The organism is Nitrospira sp., assembly GCA_029194665.1.
GTDB lineage: Bacteria > Nitrospirota > Nitrospiria > Nitrospirales > Nitrospiraceae > Nitrospira_D.
In genome coordinates this window covers 1-20,999 of the sequence record JARFXO010000006.1, presented here as the reverse complement: position 1 = coordinate 20,999, position 20,999 = coordinate 1, and the positions used below count along the sequence as shown (strand labels likewise).

24 protein-coding genes are annotated in these 20,999 nt (G+C 55.6%); 20 read left to right on the top strand and 4 right to left on the bottom strand.

The genetic code is table 11. The features are described from left to right. Window positions 1-184 precede the first annotated feature (184 nt). Window positions 185-1,747 carry a TolC family protein gene (locus tag P0119_18160; protein MDF0667971.1) on the bottom strand — a complete coding sequence of 521 codons (1,563 nt, stop codon included), beginning with the start codon at window positions 1,745-1,747 and terminating at the stop codon, window positions 185-187. A 63-nt stretch (window positions 1,748-1,810) separates the two neighbouring features. On the opposite strand from P0119_18160, the gene P0119_18155 reads away from it, so the two are divergent. After that, the gene (locus P0119_18155) at window positions 1,811-2,278 is read left to right on the top strand and encodes a hypothetical protein (protein MDF0667970.1); all 468 of its coding nucleotides are present in this window, start codon (window positions 1,811-1,813) and stop codon (window positions 2,276-2,278) included. Window positions 2,279-2,373: 95 nt separating this feature from the next. On the opposite strand, the gene P0119_18150 is transcribed toward P0119_18155, so the two are convergent. Then, complete coding sequence (locus P0119_18150; GenBank protein MDF0667969.1) at window positions 2,374-3,915, bottom strand: M28 family peptidase; 1,542 nt, start codon at window positions 3,913-3,915, stop codon at window positions 2,374-2,376. 184 nt (window positions 3,916-4,099) lie between these two features. Here P0119_18150 and P0119_18145 point away from each other — a divergent pair, with 184 nt between their 5' ends. From P0119_18145 to uvrB, 4 genes are all read left to right on the top strand, one after another. Further along, window positions 4,100-4,354: a hypothetical protein gene (locus P0119_18145; GenBank protein MDF0667968.1), complete on the top strand. Its 255-nt coding sequence runs from the start codon at window positions 4,100-4,102 to the stop codon at window positions 4,352-4,354. After that, window positions 4,354-5,154 carry a hypothetical protein gene (locus tag P0119_18140; GenBank protein ID MDF0667967.1) on the top strand — a complete coding sequence of 267 codons (801 nt, stop codon included), beginning with the start codon at window positions 4,354-4,356 and terminating at the stop codon, window positions 5,152-5,154. The genes P0119_18145 and P0119_18140 overlap by 1 nt, the downstream gene beginning before the upstream one ends. A 263-nt stretch (window positions 5,155-5,417) precedes the next feature. Continuing rightward, window positions 5,418-5,717 (top strand): RNA-binding protein, encoded by a 300-nt coding sequence (locus P0119_18135; GenBank protein ID MDF0667966.1) that lies wholly within the window; start codon window positions 5,418-5,420, stop codon window positions 5,715-5,717. Window positions 5,718-5,933: 216 nt separating this feature from the next. Beyond that, a complete protein-coding gene (uvrB, locus tag P0119_18130; protein ID MDF0667965.1) occupies window positions 5,934-7,931 on the top strand; it encodes an excinuclease ABC subunit UvrB in 1,998 nt (665 codons plus the stop codon). Here uvrB and P0119_18125 read toward each other — a convergent pair. Next, the gene (locus P0119_18125) at window positions 7,928-8,188 is read right to left on the bottom strand and encodes a DUF4321 domain-containing protein (protein MDF0667964.1); all 261 of its coding nucleotides are present in this window, start codon (window positions 8,186-8,188) and stop codon (window positions 7,928-7,930) included. The two genes, uvrB and P0119_18125, sit on opposite strands and share 4 nt — an antisense overlap. 230 nt (window positions 8,189-8,418) lie before the next feature. Here P0119_18125 and ffh point away from each other — a divergent pair, with 230 nt between their 5' ends. The 11 genes from ffh to P0119_18070 all read left to right on the top strand — a co-directional run bounded on the left by ffh (window position 8,419) and on the right by P0119_18070 (window position 17,157). Continuing rightward, complete coding sequence (gene ffh, locus P0119_18120; protein ID MDF0667963.1) at window positions 8,419-9,765, top strand: signal recognition particle protein; 1,347 nt, start codon at window positions 8,419-8,421, stop codon at window positions 9,763-9,765. 46 nt (window positions 9,766-9,811) lie between these two features. Beyond that, window positions 9,812-10,105 (top strand): 30S ribosomal protein S16, encoded by a 294-nt coding sequence (rpsP, locus tag P0119_18115; protein MDF0667962.1) that lies wholly within the window; start codon window positions 9,812-9,814, stop codon window positions 10,103-10,105. Window positions 10,106-10,134: 29 nt separating this feature from the next. Next, the gene (gene rimM / locus P0119_18110) at window positions 10,135-10,632 is read left to right on the top strand and encodes a ribosome maturation factor RimM (protein MDF0667961.1); all 498 of its coding nucleotides are present in this window, start codon (window positions 10,135-10,137) and stop codon (window positions 10,630-10,632) included. Window position 10,633: 1 nt separating this feature from the next. Beyond that, window positions 10,634-11,419, top strand: a complete 786-nt coding sequence (trmD, locus tag P0119_18105) for a tRNA (guanosine(37)-N1)-methyltransferase TrmD (protein MDF0667960.1) — start codon at window positions 10,634-10,636, stop codon at window positions 11,417-11,419. A 4-nt stretch (window positions 11,420-11,423) separates the two neighbouring features. After that, window positions 11,424-11,828, top strand: coding sequence for a 50S ribosomal protein L19 (gene rplS, locus P0119_18100; protein ID MDF0667959.1), 405 nt, complete (start codon window positions 11,424-11,426; stop codon window positions 11,826-11,828). 41 nt (window positions 11,829-11,869) lie between these two features. Further along, window positions 11,870-12,550: a ribonuclease HII gene (locus tag P0119_18095; GenBank protein MDF0667958.1), complete on the top strand. Its 681-nt coding sequence runs from the start codon at window positions 11,870-11,872 to the stop codon at window positions 12,548-12,550. A gap of 3 nt (window positions 12,551-12,553) precedes the next feature. Beyond that, window positions 12,554-12,943: a YraN family protein gene (locus tag P0119_18090; protein MDF0667957.1), complete on the top strand. Its 390-nt coding sequence runs from the start codon at window positions 12,554-12,556 to the stop codon at window positions 12,941-12,943. A gap of 20 nt (window positions 12,944-12,963) precedes the next feature. Beyond that, the gene (gene ftsE / locus P0119_18085; protein MDF0667956.1) at window positions 12,964-13,653 is read left to right on the top strand and encodes a cell division ATP-binding protein FtsE; all 690 of its coding nucleotides are present in this window, start codon (window positions 12,964-12,966) and stop codon (window positions 13,651-13,653) included. Next, a complete protein-coding gene (locus P0119_18080; GenBank protein MDF0667955.1) occupies window positions 13,650-14,549 on the top strand; it encodes a permease-like cell division protein FtsX in 900 nt (299 codons plus the stop codon). Before ftsE ends, P0119_18080 begins: the two co-directional genes overlap by 4 nt. Continuing rightward, window positions 14,546-15,730, top strand: a complete 1,185-nt coding sequence (locus P0119_18075; GenBank protein ID MDF0667954.1) for a peptidoglycan DD-metalloendopeptidase family protein — start codon at window positions 14,546-14,548, stop codon at window positions 15,728-15,730. Before P0119_18080 ends, P0119_18075 begins: the two co-directional genes overlap by 4 nt. Before the next feature lie 68 nt (window positions 15,731-15,798). Next, on the top strand, window positions 15,799-17,157 hold the full coding sequence (locus tag P0119_18070) for a S41 family peptidase (GenBank protein ID MDF0667953.1): 1,359 nt from the start codon (window positions 15,799-15,801) through the stop codon (window positions 17,155-17,157). Here P0119_18070 and P0119_18065 read toward each other — a convergent pair. After that, complete coding sequence (locus tag P0119_18065) at window positions 17,154-17,624, bottom strand: histidinol-phosphatase (protein ID MDF0667952.1); 471 nt, start codon at window positions 17,622-17,624, stop codon at window positions 17,154-17,156. The two genes, P0119_18070 and P0119_18065, sit on opposite strands and share 4 nt — an antisense overlap. Before the next feature lie 98 nt (window positions 17,625-17,722). Between P0119_18065 and thiS the strand changes: the two genes are divergently transcribed. The 4 genes from thiS to arc form a co-directional block, all read left to right on the top strand. Further along, a complete protein-coding gene (gene thiS / locus P0119_18060; GenBank protein MDF0667951.1) occupies window positions 17,723-17,941 on the top strand; it encodes a sulfur carrier protein ThiS in 219 nt (72 codons plus the stop codon). A 9-nt stretch (window positions 17,942-17,950) separates the two neighbouring features. Further along, entirely contained in the window at window positions 17,951-18,724 is a 774-nt protein-coding gene (locus tag P0119_18055) for a thiazole synthase (protein ID MDF0667950.1), read from the top strand. Window positions 18,725-18,870: 146 nt separating this feature from the next. Continuing rightward, window positions 18,871-19,467, top strand: coding sequence for a thiamine phosphate synthase (thiE, locus tag P0119_18050; GenBank protein MDF0667949.1), 597 nt, complete (start codon window positions 18,871-18,873; stop codon window positions 19,465-19,467). Window positions 19,468-19,699: 232 nt separating this feature from the next. Beyond that, a partial coding sequence (arc, locus tag P0119_18045; protein MDF0667948.1) for a proteasome ATPase occupies window positions 19,700-20,999 on the top strand: 1,300 nt, incomplete at its 3' end.

Genomic DNA, 20,999 nt, shown 5'->3' with positions numbered 1-20,999 from the left:
ACGAAACCGCCAAGACGCCACGCGAGACGGGCACGTGGAGCCCTGAGAGGCCAAGGCATACTTGAAACAGTATGTCGAGGTCACGAAGGGCGAGCCTGCCCGCCAGGCCGCGCGAAGCCTGCGGCCAGGCTGGTCGCAGCGGCGTATCGGCGGTTGCAGTAGGAGCGCTCATGAATAATGCGGGCTATGAGAGTTCGAGATGGTAGCGGTCCAACGTAGTCGCTTTATGGCGAGCAAGGTTGGACAGCGACTTGTTGTAATCGACGATGGCCCGCAGCTCGTTGCCTTGGGCAGTGGCAAGGTCGCGCTGAAAATCGAGCACGAAGCGGGTCGTGCTGAGCCCGACCTTCAACCGTTCCTGCTCGGCCTGTAGCTGTTTTTCAGCCATGATGCGCGCCGACCTGGTGGTCTCGATACGCTTAAAGTCGGTCTGGACCCGGCGCACGGCCTCCCGCACGCCGACGATGATTTGCTGCCGCACGCTGGCGAGCGAATCCTCGGCATTTCGGGCATCCAGTTTCCGTTTGTTGTACGTGTTGATGGCGGCCCGGTTGCCGAGCGGATAACTGAGCACCAGCCCAGCTCCATAGTTGTAAAAATCACCGCTGAAGTTTCTGCTGAAGGAATCGGGGTAGTCGGCCCCTAGTCCGGCGAGTCCTACCGTGCCTTGGAATGAGAGAGTGGGTAACAACTGGTTGCGGGCGAATTGTTTATTCAGTTCACCCGATTCGACATTTTTCTTCGCCTGCACGATTTCCGGCCGCTGTTCGATCGCCGTATCGATGGCTTCCTGAAGGCTGAGGGGTTCAAGGACCGTGACGGGGATATCGGCGGGGGTGAGGCGGACGTCTTGGCGCAGGTCTTCTTCGCCGGGATTCAAGAGGCGGCGCAGTTGATCTTCCTGATCGCGAATGGCTTTTTCCGCGACTAAGATCTGCTCCACTCTGGATGCCATGGCAGCCTCGGCTTGGAGCACGTCGACGATCGACATGACGCCGGCTTTTGCCTTGGCGCGGTTGGCCGCTAAGAGTTCTTCGGCGGCCTTCATGGCGGCTTGCGCCACTTTCAAATTCTCATTCGCAAACACCAGTTCCCAGTAGGTTTGTTCCACCGTGGTGATGACGGTCAGCACTCGGTCTCGAAAGACATGTTGTTCGACCTCGGCATTATTCTGGGCGACCTTGATGAAGGTCTTGTTGATCCCGATCCCCGCGTTCCTGAGCAGCGGCTGAGTCAATGTGAAGGCCAGGCCTCCTGTCCAGGCAGGATTGAAGAGAAATCCTTGGGCGACATTCGCGTTCACGCCGGTTCGGGACGGGCTATAGTTGACGTCGAAATTGCCGCCTGTAATGAGGTTGGTCTGAGCATCGAAGGTCACGGAACTGTTTATCTGATCGAAGATCGTAATCTGTCTAAGGTCAGGTCTAGTTCCTCCGAATACTGGTCGATTGAGCGGGTTCACCGTCCGATTGTATTGGCCGTTGACGCTGAGGTTGAAATCGAACTTGGATTGTTCGATGATGATGTCCGCCAACCGGCTTTCCTTATTGTGGCGACTGATACTGATGTCGAGATTGTTCTGCAGCGCACGCAGCGCTGCATCGGCGAGCGACACGCTTTCACGCCGCTCCGCAGAGACCCGTTCGGTCACATCTAAACCCCAGCCATTGAGCGGTGCCGAGATGCACCACAAGCCGGCGATCACAATGGTCGCAAGGCGGTGATGAGTTGAGGATCTGCAATTCATAATTTCCTCCTTGATTCACGATCCGAGCGAGCTCATACTATAATGAGTCCTACGGACTCTGTCATGAACATTAGTATCCCGCACGCTCCTGTTGATGGAGCAGCCACTCGCCATCGCCTATGGAGTCTCCTCGTCGTTCTGATCTCTGTGCTCGTGGTCGCGGCATTCAGCTCGAGCCCCTCTGCATTGGCGCAGAATGTGTCGGCAGGGTCTACGACCTCTACTGTACGGTCGTTTGATGGAGGGCTCGGTAATCTGTTTCGATTCGGCGGTGGCAGCCTGTACATCGACCGGCAGGGAACACAGGGGTTTCTCTACTTTCCTGGGCAATACTTCCAAACGTACAACTTTCGAAACCCTACCACTGGTCAGGCTTGGAGTGGGGCCGTCATGACCTTCGGCCCACAATTATCCATTGGGCTTATTCAAGGCGCGAATCAAGTCGGATCCGGAATCGTCCTTCCTGGACCACCACCTCAAACGGCTCCCTTGCCTCCGATCGAGTCGGACATCCTTGACGAGATTCCCTAATTCACTGAGCAAAACTGCTCCTCATGTGAGTACTCGTATTCTGTAGAGACTCGATGTCCTGAAACAGTCTGTTCCTTTCTCCCGCTCGCAACGCTTCATGGTTGGTAGGCGAGTTGCCACGTCACCGCCAGCACATACCGGGCCACGGTGTTCAAGATCTCTGGATCGATGGTGTCGGCGGTATCCGATGGTTGATGAAAGTGTGGATGTACACCGCCGCTCACGACAGTGACCGTCGGTACACCGGCTTCTTTAAATGGTACGTGGTCGCCGCCGGGGAAAAAGCCATAAAGATCCAGTTTCTCGTGAACGCCGGCCACCCTCCCGACCTCTAGTAGGGCCTCTTTCTCTAATCCTGTCACGCCTACGGTGAGCCGTCCATTGCCAACGCCGGCGTGGTCGATGTTGATCATGGCTTTTGTAGCATTGAGTGGAGTGATGGGTCGTGACGTATACAGACGTGAACCAAGCAGATCGCGCTCCTCGCCGCTGAAGGAGACAAAGAGGATCGTTCGCTTTGGGCTTGTCTCCCACTTTGCAAGGGCTCGCGCCACTTCCAAGATGACTGCCGTTCCGGAGGCATTGTCGTCTGCGCCGGGGAAAAGAACGCCTCCTGGACGACCGAAGTGGTCTCGGTGGGCTCCGATGATCACAGACTCTGTTCCGGTTCCAGGGATCATCCCCACTACATTGACCAGATTTCCCTCCTCCATCGTCGTCTTCCACGCAAGCGACGCAAAATGGTTTGTCCGTATGGCCTGTGATGAAGGTGCTTGGTTCAGGCGCTCTTGAAGGACGCGCAGACGATCGGGAACGTCTCTCTTCGATTCCGCGAGAATCTCTTGGGCAAGCGCCGTACTAATCCAGGCTCCAGGAATGGCGTGATCAGGAGGTAATTGACCATAGAAGGCGCTGGGACTCCCTGTGATGCCACGGCGGACCTCATAGGGGGAAAGCAGTGGCCCGGTCGCCATCAAGTAGCCGATCGCGCCGTGGTCCCGTGCAAACCGGACCTTGTCGGCATGACTGATGGGAGGGGTATAGTGGTTCGGCTTGCCTCGTAGAAACAGCACGATGCAATTATTTACGTCGATGCCCGCATAGTCGTCGATGCCTTGCGCAGGATCGACAATACCGTATCCGACAAAGATGATTTGGGCGTGGAGATCAGCGGATGGCGAATCGAAAACGGGAAAATAGTCTGAGCCGAGAGTTTCGGCGGCTAAATGATCTATCGGCCCGACTCGTACTATTGGTTCCGGTGCTATTAGGGGAGTGGATAGCAAGGAGGTCATTATCCCTGATGCAGTACCATCCTTGCCCGTCAAGAATGGTATTCTCAGTGAGCCATTGCGAACGAGTGGTAAGCGCAAACCTGCCGAAAGAAACTCTTGCGCGATCCACCGAGCTGATTCGAGGTCTGCTTGCGTGCCGCTTTGCCGTCCATTGAATGCAGGACCGCTGAGTGTTCGAATGTCGGCACTCATCCGTTCTGCGGAGAGCGAATCGATGGCTGCCCGAAGGCCTGTCTTGGGCGATTGAGCCAGGCTTGGATTGGGTGAGAGCAAAAGGCAGACGGTCGCGAGGACCACGATGCAGCGGGCTTTGGAATCGCCGGTGAAACAGGTAAGGTTCATAGTGATACCCTGATCATGTCAGGTTGCACGCGGATGCACGCGGATGTGGGATCATAGCATGAGGGAAAGCAGGTTGCGGAGTCGCATGGAGCCCAGGTACTATTCGACGAGTACCGGTAGGAGGCTTGAAATATCGGACGACGTTCGGAGCGGCTGAAACCGTTTCTGAAATAAGGGGAGAGGTATGGCGGGTGGTGAATCAGGGAAGGGATTATACGATCATCTGTATCGGCGGTTTTTTGAGCAGCGCGATACCCATGACGGGTATTCGTTCCAACAGGCCCCTGGCGGCAGTGCACCAACGCATGCGGTGACGTTCAGCGAAAAACTGCGTTGGTGGACTTGGGATCGATGGCAACGACGCAAGAAGATCCTCGCCGAGCGGGACCGTCTGCAGCGAGAGATTCTTCAAATTCAGAAATCAGGAAGCTCATCGTAGTGCGTGTATTGTCTTTGACATCTCGAACCGGTTCCGTCATCAGGCGGACCCGGCAAGGGCTCTTCGCTCTCTTGGTGGCTGGTCTGAGTCTCGTCATGGGGTACAGCCCTAGTTACGGAGTTCAGAAGGAAACCTCGGAAGAAAAGGCCGTTAATCTCAAGAAACAGGCGACAGGTGGGCTTTTCCAACGATGGACCTTCGATCAGGATCAATTCAATACGCCGCCCGGCGGTTTCGTACGGAGTAATTCCAATGACGAGCCGCTTGCAGATTGGATGGTCCAGGGGCATGGGACCGCACCTTCTCCGCCCAATATTATCGTTGGTTCATCGAGTTGCACGCAGCCCTGTTATCAGGCACTTGTGGCCGATGGATTGGAATATGAGTATCCGGATCTCAGCGTTCGCTTTCATGCGCAGCAAGGAACGTCTGGGCTCGGAGGCATAGCGTTTGGTGTGCGCGACAGGCGCAATTTTTACCTGGCGGTCGTCGATTCGATCGGTCAAAACGTGCGGCTCGTTCGCTTGGCGAATGGGAGCGAATTGCTCCTCGCGCAGGCGTCGATTAGTCTGAAAAAGGTTGATTGGCATTCACTCAGAGTGCAACGAAACACCATCATCAGCAAAGATTTTATTGAAGTGTTCGTAGATGGAGTGCTGGTCCTTTCCGTTGAGGACCAAGCCTTGGGATTGGGGCAAATTGGGCTGGTCGTTCTTGGAACATCGACCGTGTTGTTCGACAGCTTCCATGCAGTTCCTCTCTTTTCCCACCGACCGCTTTCCACGCCGCCGGCCTATTAACGTGGGTTCATCAGCGGACCGGTTTAGCCTCAAACTTGCCATTTTTCGTCGGTCTGGAGTATCATGAAATGGTCGGTTCGCTAAAGGCCTGGGAAGACCGACGCTGAAAGTGACAAGGCCTGAATGGATGTTGTATTGGGCCAGTCCGGGAATCTGATCGGAAGCCAAAGCTAAACCGCCGCTGTGTTGACGCCTTCGGCCCATTCCTTCCTCGTTGTTTTCTCGAGTCCAAGACAACATCATTGTGTCAAAGGAGGACTTCGATGGGTGCGAAGATCTATGTCGGTGGATTGCCCTATGCGACGACTGAGCAACAACTAAGCGATCTGTTTGCGGTGTATGGGACGGTGGCCTCGGCGCGGATTATTACGGACAAGTTCACTGGGCAGTCTCGGGGGTTTGGATTTGTCGAAATGTCGTCCGACGGAGAAGCGCAAGCGGCGATAACCGCCTTGAACGGCACACAACTTGGGGGCCGTACGTTGACGGTGAATGAAGCTCGTCCTCAAGAGCCCCGCTCCAGCGGAGGAGGGCGTGGAGGATTCGGAGGCGGTCGCGGTTAACCTCGAGTCTGTTCCGCTGCGATAAGGGCTGCCGGAATTTCCGGCAGCCCTTTTTACGTTGTGGGTTGCGATATCAAGAGTCACCGATGTCCATCCGGATTTCCAGTCACCAGTCTACGCAGGAAACCATGCTTCGGCGAGGTGTTGCCGAACAACCACTAGAAATCGCAGCCATCACGCCGCGGGGCTCCACATGGTTTCACCGGGAGGGAGACCGTGCCACCCTTTAAGTTAGAGGCTCCCTTTAAAGCTTGCGGAGATCAACCGGAAGCCATTGCGCGGCTGACAGCTGGAATCCAAGCTGGAAAGCAGCATCAGGTATTGCTCGGCGTCACTGGGTCCGGCAAGACTTTCACGATGGCGAACCTCGTCGAGCGAGTTCAGAAGCCGACGCTCGTGCTGGTCCACAACAAAACGTTGGCCGGTCAGCTCTATCAAGAGTTCAAACAGTTTTTCCCCCATAACGCTGTCGAGTATTTCGTGAGCTATTACGATTACTATCAACCGGAGGCCTATATCCCTCAGAGCGATACGTATATCGCGAAGGATGCCTCGATCAACGATACCATCGATCAGATGCGCCACTCCGCCACGACCGAGCTGTTGCAACGAAACGACGTGCTGATCGTGTCCTCGGTGTCCTGTATCTATGGGCTGGGGTCACCGGAGGTCTACCATGACATGCTCATATATTTGGAGGAAGGCGTCGAAACGAGACGAGAAAAGATCTTATCGAAACTGGTGGAGATTCAATACGAACGCAATGATGTGGATTTTCATCGTGGGACGTTCCGGGCGCGCGGGGACGTGATCGAGATTTTTCCTGCCTCGTCTGAAGCCAAGTCGGTGCGCATTGAGCTGTTCGGAGACGTGGTGGATGCCATTCATGAGATCGATCCACTCACCGGGAAATCATTGAGCAAGCTTCCCAAGATCGCGATTTATCCGAACACCCATTATCTCATTGCTCCGGATCGCTATGAGCGGGCCATCACCGGTATCGAGGAAGAACTGGAGGACCGCGTGGCCTTGTTCAGGAAGACGGGTCGACTGCTGGAGGCCCAACGGCTTGAGCAACGTACCAAGTTTGATCTGGAGATGATTCGAGCCATGGGTTATTGCCACGGGATCGAAAACTACTCGCGTCATCTCAGCGGGCGGAGGCCTGGTGAGCCCCCTCCCACATTGTTGGACTATTTCCCAAAGGATTTTCTATTGATCGTCGATGAGTCTCACGCGACGGTTCCCCAAGTCGGCGGGATGTATGAGGGAGATTACTCCAGAAAACGGACGTTGGTGGAGTACGGATTTCGACTCCCGTCGGCGGTCGACAACCGTCCGTTGAAGTTTTCTGAGTTCGAGAGTTGTCTCAATCAGGTGTTGTATGTGTCCGCAACCCCCGGCAGCTACGAGCTGGAGCATGCCGGCCGTGATGTGGTTGAGCAGATCGTTCGGCCGACCGGTCTGATGGACCCCCACATCGATGTCGTGCCGGCCAAGGGACAGGTAGACCATCTCCTCGGGCAGGTCCGCTCGGAGGTGGCCAAGGGTGGCAGGGTACTCGTGACGACCTTAACGAAGCGGATGGCGGAGGATTTGACTGAGTATTACCACGACTTGGGAATCAAGGTGCGCTATCTGCATTCCGACATTAAGACCCTTGAGCGAGCCGAGATCGTCCGGGACCTCCGGTGCGGGACGTTTGATGTGCTGGTCGGGATCAATTTACTGCGCGAAGGGCTCGATCTCCCCGAAGTGAGCCTCGTGGCGATTCTTGACGCTGATAAGGAAGGCTATCTGCGCTCGTACCGAGCGTTGATTCAAACGGCCGGCCGAGCCGCGCGCAATCTCGAAGGCCGGGTCATTTTTTACGGAGATGTTGTGACGGATTCGATGAAACAGGCACTCGATGAAACCAGCCGCCGCCGTGGGATCCAAGCCGAGTATAACGGTGTCCATGGGATTACCCCGGTCGGTATTACGAAAGGGATTCCTTCCCTCGAGTATGCGGTGGCCGACATGGACTATGTCCGGTTGGATCTTGCAGCTGAATCGGTCGAGCCATATGAGAATTCAGAATCAACGGATCAACTCATCGAACGGCTGGAGTCGGAAATGAAAGCTGCCGCCAAAGAGCTGGCCTTTGAGCGGGCGGCAGAGCTACGCAATCAAATTCGATCGCTCCGGCTTCAAGCTTTGAACGCGAAATCTTAGACGTGCTTGTAAAGGTAGATACCAATGAACATCCCGAGGATGCTCAGGATATTAACCTTAATGTTGAATCCGAGGACGAGTTTGATCAAGACAAGGTCGATGGTGAGCGGCGGATTGATCCCGGGATTATAATGCGTCGCAAAAATGTTTTGAATGGTGCCTTGAGGTGCCATGACATGGAGAATCTCCCCGAGTATCCCGCCAAGGAGCCCTCCGATCAGCACGAAAATGAGCAAAACCCAGGGCGATTTTCTCACGCGACCGAGCTTCTTTCTTTATGAGTTTCCGTACAGTGGTTTTTGGGTGGCTGAAGGGCACCATATCCGAAGGCTTTCGGCATGTCAATAAAACTACTGGCTCGTGATGACCTTGACTTGCCTTGCTTGGTCCGATAGACTCCTCGATACTCTTTTTCCAGGATTTTCGAGGCGATCGGAGGTCTTGTGCAAGGCTTCGATGGCCTCTTTCTTTGTGGTGATACGGCATCATGCTCGATGCGCTGAGCGATAAGTTTGAGAAAATTTTGAAGAAACTCCGAGGGCAGGGTGTGCTCACGGAGCAGAACATCACGGAAGCATTGAAAGATGTGAGGTTTGCGCTTCTTGAAGCAGACGTCAACTTTAAAATCGTCAAGGAGTTCATCGATCGCGTCCGTCAAAAGGCTGTCGGTCAGGAAGTCCTGCAGAGTCTGACTCCCGGACATCAGGTCGTCAAAGTCGTCTGGGACGAGCTCAGGGCGATGATGGGGAATGAGCGGGCCGGACTTGCCCTGAGCTCACAGCCCCCGACTATCTTGATGATGGTCGGATTGCAAGGGGTGGGAAAGACCACGGCCAGCGGCAAACTTGCGCGTCTGTTTAAGAATCAAGGGAAGCGAGCGCTGTTGGTAGCTGCTGACCCGCGTCGTCCTGCGGCCGGCGAGCAACTGAGCGCTCTTGGTCGGGATCTCGGAGTGGAGGTTCACCGAGCGGATCACGTTCAGGCTTCTCAAGCGGATGTGGTGCATATCTGCCGTACCGGGGTCGAGCGAGGGCGCGATCAGGGTTTTGATCTCATCATCCTTGATACCGGAGGCCGATTGCATATCGACGACGAGTTAATGAACGAACTTGTCGCCGTGAAAACAGCCGTGTCTCCTCATGAGGTCTTGTTGGTTGCCGATGCGATGACCGGACAGGATGCGGTCACCATGGCCGGTCAGTTCGATCAAAAGGTCGGGTTGACCGGTATTATACTCACCAAGGTCGAGGGGGACGCACGCGGGGGCGCGGTCTTATCGATTCGGGCCGCAACCGGGAAGCCCATCAAGTTTCTTGGTGTCGGGGAAAAGCTGGATGCTTTAGAGCCGTTTCATCCGGACCGGATGGCTTCCCGTATTCTTGGGATGGGCGACGTGCTGTCGCTCATTGAGAAAGCCCAAGAAAGCGTCACTCGTGAGCAGGCCGAGGAAGCTCAAAAGCGGCTCTCCAGCAATACGTTCACGCTGGAGGATTTTCGGACTCAGCTCAGCCAGATGAACCGGATAGGCTCGTTGGAACAAATTCTCGGCATGCTTCCGGGCGGGCAAAAACTCAAGCAAGCGATCGAGGGTGACAAGCCTGAGCGAGAGATCGGCCGTGTGGTCGCGGTGATCGATTCGATGACCCCACGGGAACGCCGCGATCATACCATCATCAATGGAAGCCGAAAGAAGCGGATCGCCCGTGGCAGCGGCACCACGGTGCAGGATGTGAACCGTCTCATCAAGCAGTTCTTGTCCGCCAAGAAGTTGGCAAAGGCGATGACCGGTGCGGGAGGGCGGCGACAGCTCGCCCAACTCATGCGATCTCGATAAGCGATCATGACCGATAGTGCGAATTCAGCGTAAAAGGAGGACAGTTGTGGCTGTACATTTGAGACTGGCGCGAACGGGAAGACACAAACGACCGATGTATCGGGTGGTGGCCGCTGATTCACGGAAAGCGCGCGACGGCCGGTTCCTGGAGATCCTTGGGATTTTTGATCCGTTGAAAGAAGCCGGTGTGCCGGAGTTGAAGCAGGAACGGGTGCTGACCTGGCTAAGGCACGGCGCTCAACCTACGGTGACCGTGCGGACGTTGTTGCGCAGGGCAGGGGTCTGGAAGCAGTTTGAGGCTGAAAAAGCTGCGCAGAAACAAACGCCTGCAAAATCCTGACTCGTGTGACGGTGAGTCCGTTGGAAACCGTGACCGTAGGGCGGATCGAGCGGCCCTTTGGCGTCAAGGGGGAAGTGAAGGTTCTGCCGCTATCCGATGTTCCAGGTCGATTTGAAGGGTTGAGGGCGGTGAGTCTCGTCGCAATAAATGGACGGACTCTTGAGACTAGCGTCACCCATGTGAGACGGGCGGGAGCTCGATTTATTCTTGAATTGACCGGTTTGACCAGCCCAGAGGACGCGAGTCTCTGGCGTGGTGGGTTCATTCAGACAATTCGCGGGCCCGTGCCCAAGTTGCCGGATGGGCAGTACTATGAGTGTGATCTGATCGGTCTTGCTGTTTCCTCCGAGGAGGGACAGCCGCTTGGTGTGTTGGAGGAGATTTGGGACTTGCCGGGAAATCCGCTGTTCGTTGTTCGCAAGGGGAGCAAAGAGATCTTGATCCCAGCAGCGAAAGAACTGGTTCGTACCGTCGACCTGGCAGCTCGAAAAATGACTGTCCGGTTGATCGACGGATTGGGTGAGTAGCATGTTGAGGTTCGAGGTTCTGACACTGTTCCCTGGGATGTTCGCCCCGGTCCTGGCTCACAGCATGCTCAAACGAGGCCAGGGAAAAGGGCTTCTCACCGTGAAGGTGCACAATTTGCGGGACTTCACGACTGATCGCCACAAAGTAGCCGATGATATGCCGTATGGAGGTGGAGCCGGCATGGTCATGAAGGCTGAGCCGATCCTTCTTGCGGTGGCTGCGCTTCGAAATGAAGCGCGGGCAAACGAAGAAGACATTCGATTGCTGTTTCCAACTCCTCACGGGCGGACTTTTACGCAAGACTATGCAGAGGAGTTGGCGGGTGAGCGTCGCCGAATCGTCATTCTGTGCGGGCACTATGAGGGAGTGGATGAGCGTGTCCGTCTGACATTAGCTCCGGAGGAAGTCTCACTGGGAGATTATGTGTTGACCGGAGGTGAATTGCCGGCGCTCGTCTTGATCGATGCAGCAGCCAGACTCGTTCCCGGCGTCCTGGGTGACCCCAGTTCCGTATTGGAAGAGTCGTTTTCGGACGCGTTGTTGGAGTATCCACAGTACACGAGGCCGGCAGAAATCGGAGGAATTGGCGTGCCCGATGTCTTGCTTTCTGGCCATCATGAGGCCATTCGATTGTGGCGTCGGAAACAAGCGTTGCGCGGCACGTATTTGCGACGCCCCGATCTTTTGAAAGATCGGATGTTCACGAAGGAAGATCAACAGTTGTTGGATGAATTGATGAGCGAAGGTCTTTTGACGACCCCGCCATCATGCCGGGAGGAGGGTTAAGTCCATGAATCAGTTGGAACGAATTCAGCGGTCGTTGACAAAGAAATCAGTGCCGAGATTTGAGATCGGGGATACCGTCAGGGTCCACGTCAAAGTCGTCGAAGGCGAGAAGGAGCGTATTCAGGTCTATGAAGGAACCGTGATCGCGCGCAAGGGGAGTTTGAATACCGAAACGTTTACAGTCCGAAAACTTTCGTACGGGGTCGGGGTCGAACGGATTTTCCCGGTGCACTCTCCGATCGTCTCCAAAGTGGATGTGGTTCGGCAGGGGCGTGTTCGGCGTGCGAAGCTCTACTATCTGCGAGGCAAGAAGGGGAGGTTCGCGAAGGTCGAAGAGCGCGAGTTTGTCGGAGAGAGCAAGCCGTCAGCACAGCCGACGACTTCTGAGGAGGAGGCTGTGACGGCCTAGACCGGTTCCGCGCATGTGTTCCCTCACGGCAATGTGATTCTGTGATCGGTGAAGGGATGTGTGGTGGACCCAACCAAGAGTTCGAGTTAGAAGCCCGGCTGTGCGGGTATCGTCGAATTGCCGGTATCGATGAAGCCGGACGTGGCCCATTAGCCGGTCCAGTCGTCGCCGCCGCTGTCGTCCTACCGATCCGATGTCGACTCTCAGGGGTCGATGATTCCAAGCAACTTTCTGAAGGGCGGCGAGATCGATTGTATGCCGCGATTCTTGAGCAAGCTGTGGGGATGGGAATCGGATCAGCGGACGCCGGGGAGATCGATCGGCTCAATATTCTCGAAGCGACCAGGCTAGCGATGCGGCGAGCCATCGATCAGCTGGCTCCTCCTCCTGATTATCTACTCATAGATGCCGTCACTCTTCCTGGAGTCAGAATCTCTGTACGGCCGATTATCAAGGGAGACTCCCTCTCCCTCTCGATTGCGGCGGCCTCCATCATCGCCAAGGTCACGAGGGATCGTCTCATGGCGAAGTACCATGACATGTTCCCCGAATACGATTTTCTCTCCCATAAGGGGTATGGCACAACCGGACATCTGCAGCGATTGGCGCGTCATGGTCCGTGCTCCATTCATCGTCGAACGTTCACGCCGGTGCAAGAGATGATCATCGGTACGAAGAGGAAGTCGCACGGACTGATGCGCTCCACATTGTTCGAGCAGTAAGCGATGGCCACTTCCGACCCGCGCCATCAGTTCGGCCAAGCCAGTGAAACGCAGGCCGAACAGTTCTTGCTGGCCAAGGGCTACCGAATTCTCGATCGCAACGTACGGACTCCTCTCGGCGAATTGGACCTCGTGGCGGAAGACCAAGGTGTTGTGGTTTTTGTCGAAGTCAAGGGTAGGACCACGGAAGCCTTCGGCGGTGCTTTGCTCGCGGTGAATCATCGCAAGCGGGCAAAGCTGACAAAACTGGCTGCTCTCTACTTAGCCCAACGGCATTGGTCCGATAAGGCCTGCCGATTCGACGTGGTGTTGGTCCAGGGGAGACCTTCCGACCAGGGACAGATCGAACATCTCCAGAACGCGTTTGACGTCGGAGAACGCGGCAGGTTCTAGTCCTTCTCCAAAGGGTTTCCATGGATGCCATCATTCAACTCATCCACGTGTCCAAATGGCATGATCGAAAATCCGCTCTGTCCGATGTCACGCTCGAGATTGAAAAGGGGGAGTTTGTCCTTCTCATGGGATCGAGCGGGGCGGGGAAGTCTACGCTGCTGCGCATGCTGTTCGGTGAGGAGCAGCCGGACGAAGGACAGATTTTTGTTCACGGGAGGAATGTGACGAAGCTCAGACCAACCGAGATTCCTTATCTTCGACGGAAGGTCGGTGCGGTCTTTCAAGACTTTCGTCTCTTGCCGAAGAAATCCGTCTTCGACAATGTGGCGCTTCCCTTGCTCGCTCAAGGCGTGTCCGAGAAAGATATTCGTCGTAAAGTCACGGAGGCGTTGCGTGCCGTCGATGTCGATCACAACAAAGATCAGTTGCCGAACAGTCTCTCCACGGGAGAACAGCAGCGTGTGTGCATCGCACGGGCGATCGTCAACGGGCCGGTGGTGCTCCTGGCCGACGAACCAACGGGGAATCTTGATCCGGAACACACAAGAGAGATCATGGAGTTGTTCAAATTGATCAATGCTCGAGGGACGACCGTGATCGTCGCGACGCACGATCCTCATGTCCTGCATCACGTGAATCGTCGGGTGATTACCTTGGTGCAAGGGGTATTGCTGTCGGAGCGGCGGATCGGGCAGGGAGTCGGCCTATGAGACGACTCTATTATCTCGTTCGCGAAGCGTGGGCGAACATGCGCACTAATCGGACGACTACGATCGTTGCCGTTCTGACCACGGCGTTTACCTTGGCTTGTGTGGGTATATTTTTGTTGCTCTATATGAATTTGCGGCAGGCCGCAGGAGCGCTCCAGGAAGACGTCAAGCTCATGGTCTATTTGGAGGATCGACTTCGGGGCGAAAGAGTGCAGGAACTGGAGCGAAAACTCAAGGCTGATCGCATGGTTGCCCAGGTGTTCTTCATTTCGAAAGAACAGGCCTTGGGAGAATTTCGAGCTCAATTCCCCGGTGAGTCCCACTTACTCGAAGGGCTTGGCGAGAATCCGCTCCCGGCTTCGTTTGTGGTGACGCTGGCGCCGAGCTTTCGGTCTCCTGACGCCATGAGAGGCTGGGTTGAACGAGTGCAAACAATGGCAGGTGTCGCCAAGGTCGACTATAATCAAGAATGGCTCAGTTTGTTGGCGGAGCTGATCGGATATATCGAACTGGCTGCGATCGGCGTCGGGATCCTCCTCTCCGCAGCCGCAGTGACGATCATCGGGAATACGATCAGGCTTGCCCTGTTGGCTAGACGGGAGGAGATCGAAATTCTTCGTTCGATTGGGGCTACGCGCACGTTCATCCGGATTCCATATTTCCTCGAAGGAGCTGTGCTCGGAGCGTGCGGCAGCGCACTGTCGTTAGGAATTCTTAAGGTGGCGTTTGAACTGTTCCGGCAGCAGATCCAATTGACAGGCCGTTTCAGTGGGATTGAGGGCATGATCTCGTTTTTCCCCCTCTCGGTATGTCTGGCGCTCGTCATGGCGGGGATGGGGCTTGGTTTTGCAGGGAGCGTGGTGTCGCTTCTTCGTGTTGGGGAGGGGCGGGCATGAGTATCTCCTTCACCATCCTACTCTGGTGTCTTGCGGTAGGAGGAGGGTGGACATCCGTCGCCAGTGCGGCGAATGATCCGATCTCTGAAAAAATCGAGCGAGAACGGAGGACGCTTGATCAGCTGAAGGGCAAGATTGACGAGAAGCGGAAACGAGCGGAGGAAGCAGAAAAGAAACGAGAATCGGTTCTGCAGGGCATCCAATCCCTCGATGAACGACTGGTGCAGCATCGGCAAGATCACCATGAAATCAGCAAGCAACTGAGGCGGAAGGATCGGGAACTCGAAGAGATTACAGACCGGCTTGGGGTGATGCGAACCAGCATTGATGCACGACGTGAGGCCATTCTTGCCCGGCTCCGTGTGCAGTATATGGAAGGACGGTTTGGTCGTGTGAGGGTTCTCTTCACGGCGGACTCATACGGTAATCTTCAGCGCCGCGGACAATACCTCTCTGCCGTTTCACACAAGGAGTACGAATTGCTGAAGACATTCCGAGCCGATATGGAGCGGATGGAGCAGGCGGAGCATCAGCGCAGCGAGGCCAGGGTCGGACTGATCGCCTTCAAGCTGAACATTGAAAAGAAACTGGTCGACATCCGAGCGCTCCAGAAGGAGAAAAAGGTCTATCTGGCGAAGATCACGCACGAAAAGGATTCCTACAACCGCACGGTCGAAGAACTGCAGCGTTCCGCCTCGCGAGTGGATGGTCTGTTGCATGAGTTGGAAACGCGCAGACGTGCCATGGCCTTGCATCCTCCGACGGCTTCACCCTTGGCGCATGGAGTGAGAGGCACGCTACCTTGGCCGGCCGAAGGCAAAGTCGTATCGTTTTTCGGGCGTCAGAAACACCCGACGTTCAACACCTATGTCCAGCGCAAAGGCATCGAAATCCGAACCGAAGAGGGAAGCTTCATCCATGCCGTCATGACTGGAAACGTCGTCTATGCAGACTGGTTGAAAGGATACGGACTCGTTATAATCTTAGATCACGCCAACGGGTTTTTCTCACTGTATGCGCACGCGTCCAAGATTCTGGCCAAAGCGGGTGAACAGGTTGCCGAAGGTCAGCCTATCGGAGAGACCGGCGACACGGGCATGATTGGAGAAAATACTTTATACTTCGAGTTACGTGAAGGGGCCGAGCCGGTCGATCCGCTCCACTGGCTGGCAAAACGATAAAATGTGCATGGTCGGTGTCGATCGGGTCGAAGGGTCCGAAAACGTATGAAAGAAGGGATGTGAAGCTTATGGAACAGCAGCCGCGGCGGAAGTCTTGGGTGGTCGGACCGATGATCGCGCTCGCCCTGCTCTGCGGGGTCGTCATCGGGAAAGGCTGGGAGCGAACCGGTCACGCCGGTGAAACCTATGAAGAGCTCAAAACCTTCTCCGAGGTCTTGAATCAGGTTCAAAAGCACTATGTCGACGAGACGAAGCCGAAGGATCTGATCCAAGGGGCCATTCGTGGCATGCTGTCGACGCTCGATCCCCACTCAGCGTACATGACTCCGGAAATGTATAAGGAGATGCAGGTCGAAACCAGGGGAGAATTCGGCGGAGTCGGGATTCAAATCGGTGTGAAGGACAACCGTCTGGCCGTGATCGCGCCGATCGAAGGCACACCCGCGCATCGAGCCGGGATCAAAGCCGGCGATTTCATCATTAAAGTCAACGACGACACCACGAAGGACCTGACGTTGATGGATGCCGTCCAGAAGATGCGAGGGCCGAAAGGCAGTAAGGTCAACCTCACCATTCAACGGGATGGGACAGCGGATCCCTTGGTGTTCACTCTCGTTCGGGACACCATCAAGATTGAAAGTGTGAAATCGAAGGTCATCGACAGCCTCGGCTATGTCAGGCTCACTCAATTCCAGGAAGCGACCGGTCGAGACCTTTCGAAAGCGATCAGACAGTTCAAGGAGCAGAAGGTCCAGGGAACCATTCTTGATTTACGAAACAACCCTGGTGGTTTGCTGACCGCGGCCGTCGATGTGTCCGAGCAATTTCTTCCCAGCGGGAAGCTGGTGGTGTACACCAAGAGCCGAGAAGGGAAAAAGGACGAATGGTTCGCGAAATCCAAGGATCAACTTGAAGATCTCCCGGTCATCGTTCTCGTCAACGAGGGATCGGCGAGTGCGTCGGAGATCGTAGCCGGAGCGTTGCAAGATTGGGGGCGGGCCGTCGTGGTTGGGACGACCTCGTTCGGAAAAGGGTCGGTGCAGACGATCTTGGCCTTAGGCGATGGTTCGGGGCTTCGCCTCACGACTGCGAAGTACTATACGCCGAAAGGTCGGTCGATCCAGTCGACCGGGATTATTCCGGATATTGTGGTGAAGCTGTCCCTGCCGGTGCTTGCCAAGGCGCCTGACGGAAAGCCGGCTGAAAAGGACCAGGAGGGGAAGGCCGTCAAACCGCCGACCGGAAAAGAAGGGTCACCGCCGACTGGGAAGTCTCCCGATGAGGGAAGTCCGAAGAACGGAACGGGTCCACAGTCGTTACCGGCTGAAGCGGGAGGGGAACTCTCGCTTGAGCAGGATGTCCAGCTGCAGAAGGCAGTGGAATTGCTGAAGAGCTGGAAGATCTTCAAGGAACTCAAGAGTTCCTAAGGCTTGTCATTTTGGATCCGTTGTCGGACAGCCTGCAGCAAAAGTTCCTCTGATCCGGAGAAGCTCGGCAGAGTTCGAAGCAGATGAGATCGAATGAGCTGATCGAGATCGGGGAGCGTCCTGATGCCGAGTCGGAAGTACAAATAGGTCACGAGTGATTTGGAGAGACCCGGAAGAGTTGTCCAACTGCTGACCTCTGCCGGGAGCGGAGTCTGAAGCTCTTCGTAGGCGCGGATGGTTCCGGTCTCAAGGAACTCTTCGATCTTTTTCGCCAGATCGGTTCCAATCCCGTCGATAGCCTCCAGATCCTGCCGCTCCGCCACGGCTGCTACATCTTCGTCGATGGCAAGCAGCGCATCCGCAGCCCGGCGATAGGCCCTTACTCGATAAGGATTCGCCCGTTGAGCTGAGAGGAGATCTGCTATCGATCGAAAGAGGGCGGCCAGTCGTTGATTATTCTCCTTCATACGCCGGACCTTGGGCCTGTATTGTGCGGTTTCTTTGGCCTTTCAGGCAAGGGACACTTTGTTGACAAGGTGAATTCCGGTCCCATAGGATGACAGGCGTGCAGGATGCAATTCAGATCCACGTGAACGGACAGGCACGGGCCTGGCGGAGTGGTGCAACGATCGCTGATCTGTTGCAAGACCTTGACATTCAAACGGAGCGGGTGGCTGTAGAGCTGAATCTTGAAATCCTCGATCGGGCTGCATTTGGCCAGCGGCCGCTCAAAGATGGGGATCGGGTCGAGATTCTCGGGTTTATCGGCGGTGGGTCATTCTAAGAGGATACCATGACGGATGATCGACTAGTGATAGCGGGGCGGGAATTCAAGTCTCGGCTATGGGTCGGAACAGGAAAGTACAAAGACTTTGTTGAGACGCAAAAGGCCATTGAAGCGTCCGGCGCCGATGTGGTGACGGTCGCAGTTCGGCGAGTGAATATCACCGATCGCTCGAAAGACAATCTGCTCGATTACATCGACCCGAAGAAATACACGATTCTGCCCAATACGGCCGGATGCTATACCGTGGAGGATGCGGTGCGGTACTCGCGTTTGGCTCGCGCGGCCGGTGTTTCCGATTTGGTGAAATTGGAAGTGCTCGGCGATGAAAGGACCCTGTTTCCGGATACGGCCGGTTTGATCGAAGCGGCCAAGATCCTCATTAAGGAAGGATTTATCGTCCTTCCGTACACGAATGATGATCCGATTGTCGCGAAGAAGCTCGTGGATATCGGATGTCCGGCGGTCATGCCCTTAGCTGCGCCCATTGGGTCTGGGCTCGGGATTCGGAATCCGTACAATCTGAAAATCATCATGGAAACCGTCAAGGTGCCGATTATCGTCGATGCTGGTGTCGGAACCGCGTCGGACGCAGCTTTGGCGATGGAGTACGGCGCCGACGCGGTGCTCATGAATACGGCCATTGCGGGCGCGCGGGACCCGCTTGCCATGGCGGAAGCGATGAAATATGCGGTTCATGCTGGGCGTCTGGCTTACAAGGCCGGCCGCATTCCTCGAAAGCTCTACGCGACGGCGAGTAGCCCGATCGAAGGGATGCTCTGAAGTAGTTTTGACTGCTAAGTGATGACTTGTGAGTTTCGTCAGCTAGAGAAGAACAACGTGAACGGCCTTCACGCCTATTCTCCAAGGTTCGGCAATTCGGTTTCAGCCTCCCACCGATGCCGCCGGTAGACTTTCGGTTGCTTCTGGTGACAGATCGTCACCAGACTCACGGACGTCCTCTTGCAACGGCCCTGAATGACGCGATCAAGGCCGGCGTACCGGCTATTCAGCTGAGGGAACGTGATCTGTGCACGAGCGACTTACTGTCGTTGGCACAAAAAATCCAAACGCTGGCAACACCTGGATTGGTGTCGTTGATCGTCAATGATCGCGTCGATCTGATGATGGCGCTGAATTTGGACGGCGTGCATCTTCGATCCGACAGTCTGCCTCCTCTTCCTGTGCGACAGATGATCGGACCAGATCGATTGATTGGGGTCTCCACGCACTCGGTGGAGGATGTGCGATGCGCGAATCAGAGCGGTGCCGATTATGTCGTGTTTGGTCCCATTTTTGAGACTCCGTCGAAGCGCTCGTTCGGGCCCCCGCTTGGGCTCAATATGCTGGCCGATGTCTGCCGCCGATCGGCCATCCCCGTTCTTGCCATTGGAGGGATCACCTGCGAACGAGTGCGGGACGTTCGTCGAGCCGGTGCTCACGGAGTTGCCGTGATCGGAGCGCTGTTGACTCGGGACGACATCGGCGAAGCCGTCCGAGAGTTTACACAGGCTCTGGAGACGTGATACGGCCTGGCACAACGGGGATAAGTCTCGCGCAAGATCGTCCGTTGGAGTTGACCACCCCTAGGTCGGGTGTTAGAATCCGATCACCAGATTATTCGCGCGTACGCTCGATGTCACGAACTATTCGTGTCGTCCGGATATGGCGGAAAATAAGGGCCAGCCAAATCGACTCCGGTCCCTCCGAGATTCTGTCAAGAAGATTACGAAGCGGCTGTCTGAGGGGAATGGAGAGATGATTCACAAGAACGACGAACATGCGCGCGAGATGGACAAGCTTCGTGTTCAGATCCAGTCGATGGAGGAAGAAATCCGTCGACTCTACCAATCGCGCTACCAACTCGATCAAGCCAATAAGCAAAACGAAAGACTCGTGGCCACGCTGCAGGAAGCGAAGGCCCAAATCGAGGCGCTGCGTACCGAGGTGGAAAAATTGACAGCGCCGCCGTCGGCGTATGCCATTTTCTCCAGTATGAATGCGGACGGGACCGGAAATGTTTATGTGTCGGGACGGAAAATGAAGGTCAGCCTTCATCCCTCGATCAAGCGCAATGAGTTGCAGAAGGGACGGGAAGTCGTCCTGAATGAAGCGCTCAACGTGATCGAGGTCAAGGGGTTCGACAGTCAGGGAGAGGTGGTTCGACTCAAAGACGTCTTGGAAGGGGCGCGAGCATTGGTCACGCTCCATTTCGATGAGGAGAAGGTGGCCGAGCTCGGCGACCCGTTGCTCGCTGAACGGCTGAGCGTGGGGGATCACTTGTTGTATGATCCTCGCTCGGGGTATGTCATTGAGAAGCTGCCGAAGTCCGAAGCGGAAGAACTCGTGTTGGAAGAGGTTCCGGATGTTGATTATGAACACATCGGAGGCCTCCAGAAAGAATTGGAGCAGGTACGCGATGCCGTCGAACTTCCGTTTCTGCATCCACAGGTATTCTCCGAGTATAAGCTCAGCGCACCGAAAGGGGTTCTACTCTATGGCCCACCCGGTTGTGGAAAGACGCTGATCGCCAAAGCCGTCGCCAATTCGATCGCCAAGAAATTAGGCCATCGGGCAGGCAAGGAAATTCGGAGCTACTTTCTCCATGTGAAGGGCCCTGAATTGCTCAATAAGTACGTCGGGGAATCGGAGCGTCAGGTCCGTGAAGTGTTTAAGAAGGCGAAAGAACGGGCAGACGACGGTCATCCGGTGATCGTGTTTTTCGATGAGATGGATGCGCTCTTCAGAACCCGTGGGACAGGCGTGTCCTCGGATATCGAATCGACGATCGTTCCGCAATTTCTCTCTGAGATTGATGGGGTCGAGCGATTGCGTAACGTCATCGTCATTGGGGCCAGCAACCGCCAGGATTTGATCGATCCCGCGGTGCTTCGCGCCGGTCGATTGGACGTCAAGGTCAAAGTGGGGCGACCGGATGCCACGGCTGCCCGTGACATTTTCTCGAAATATATCTCAACGGACCTTCCTTTTGCCGCCGAGGATTTGGAACGACATAGAGGCGACCGACAGGCCTTGGTCAATCAATTGACATCCCTGA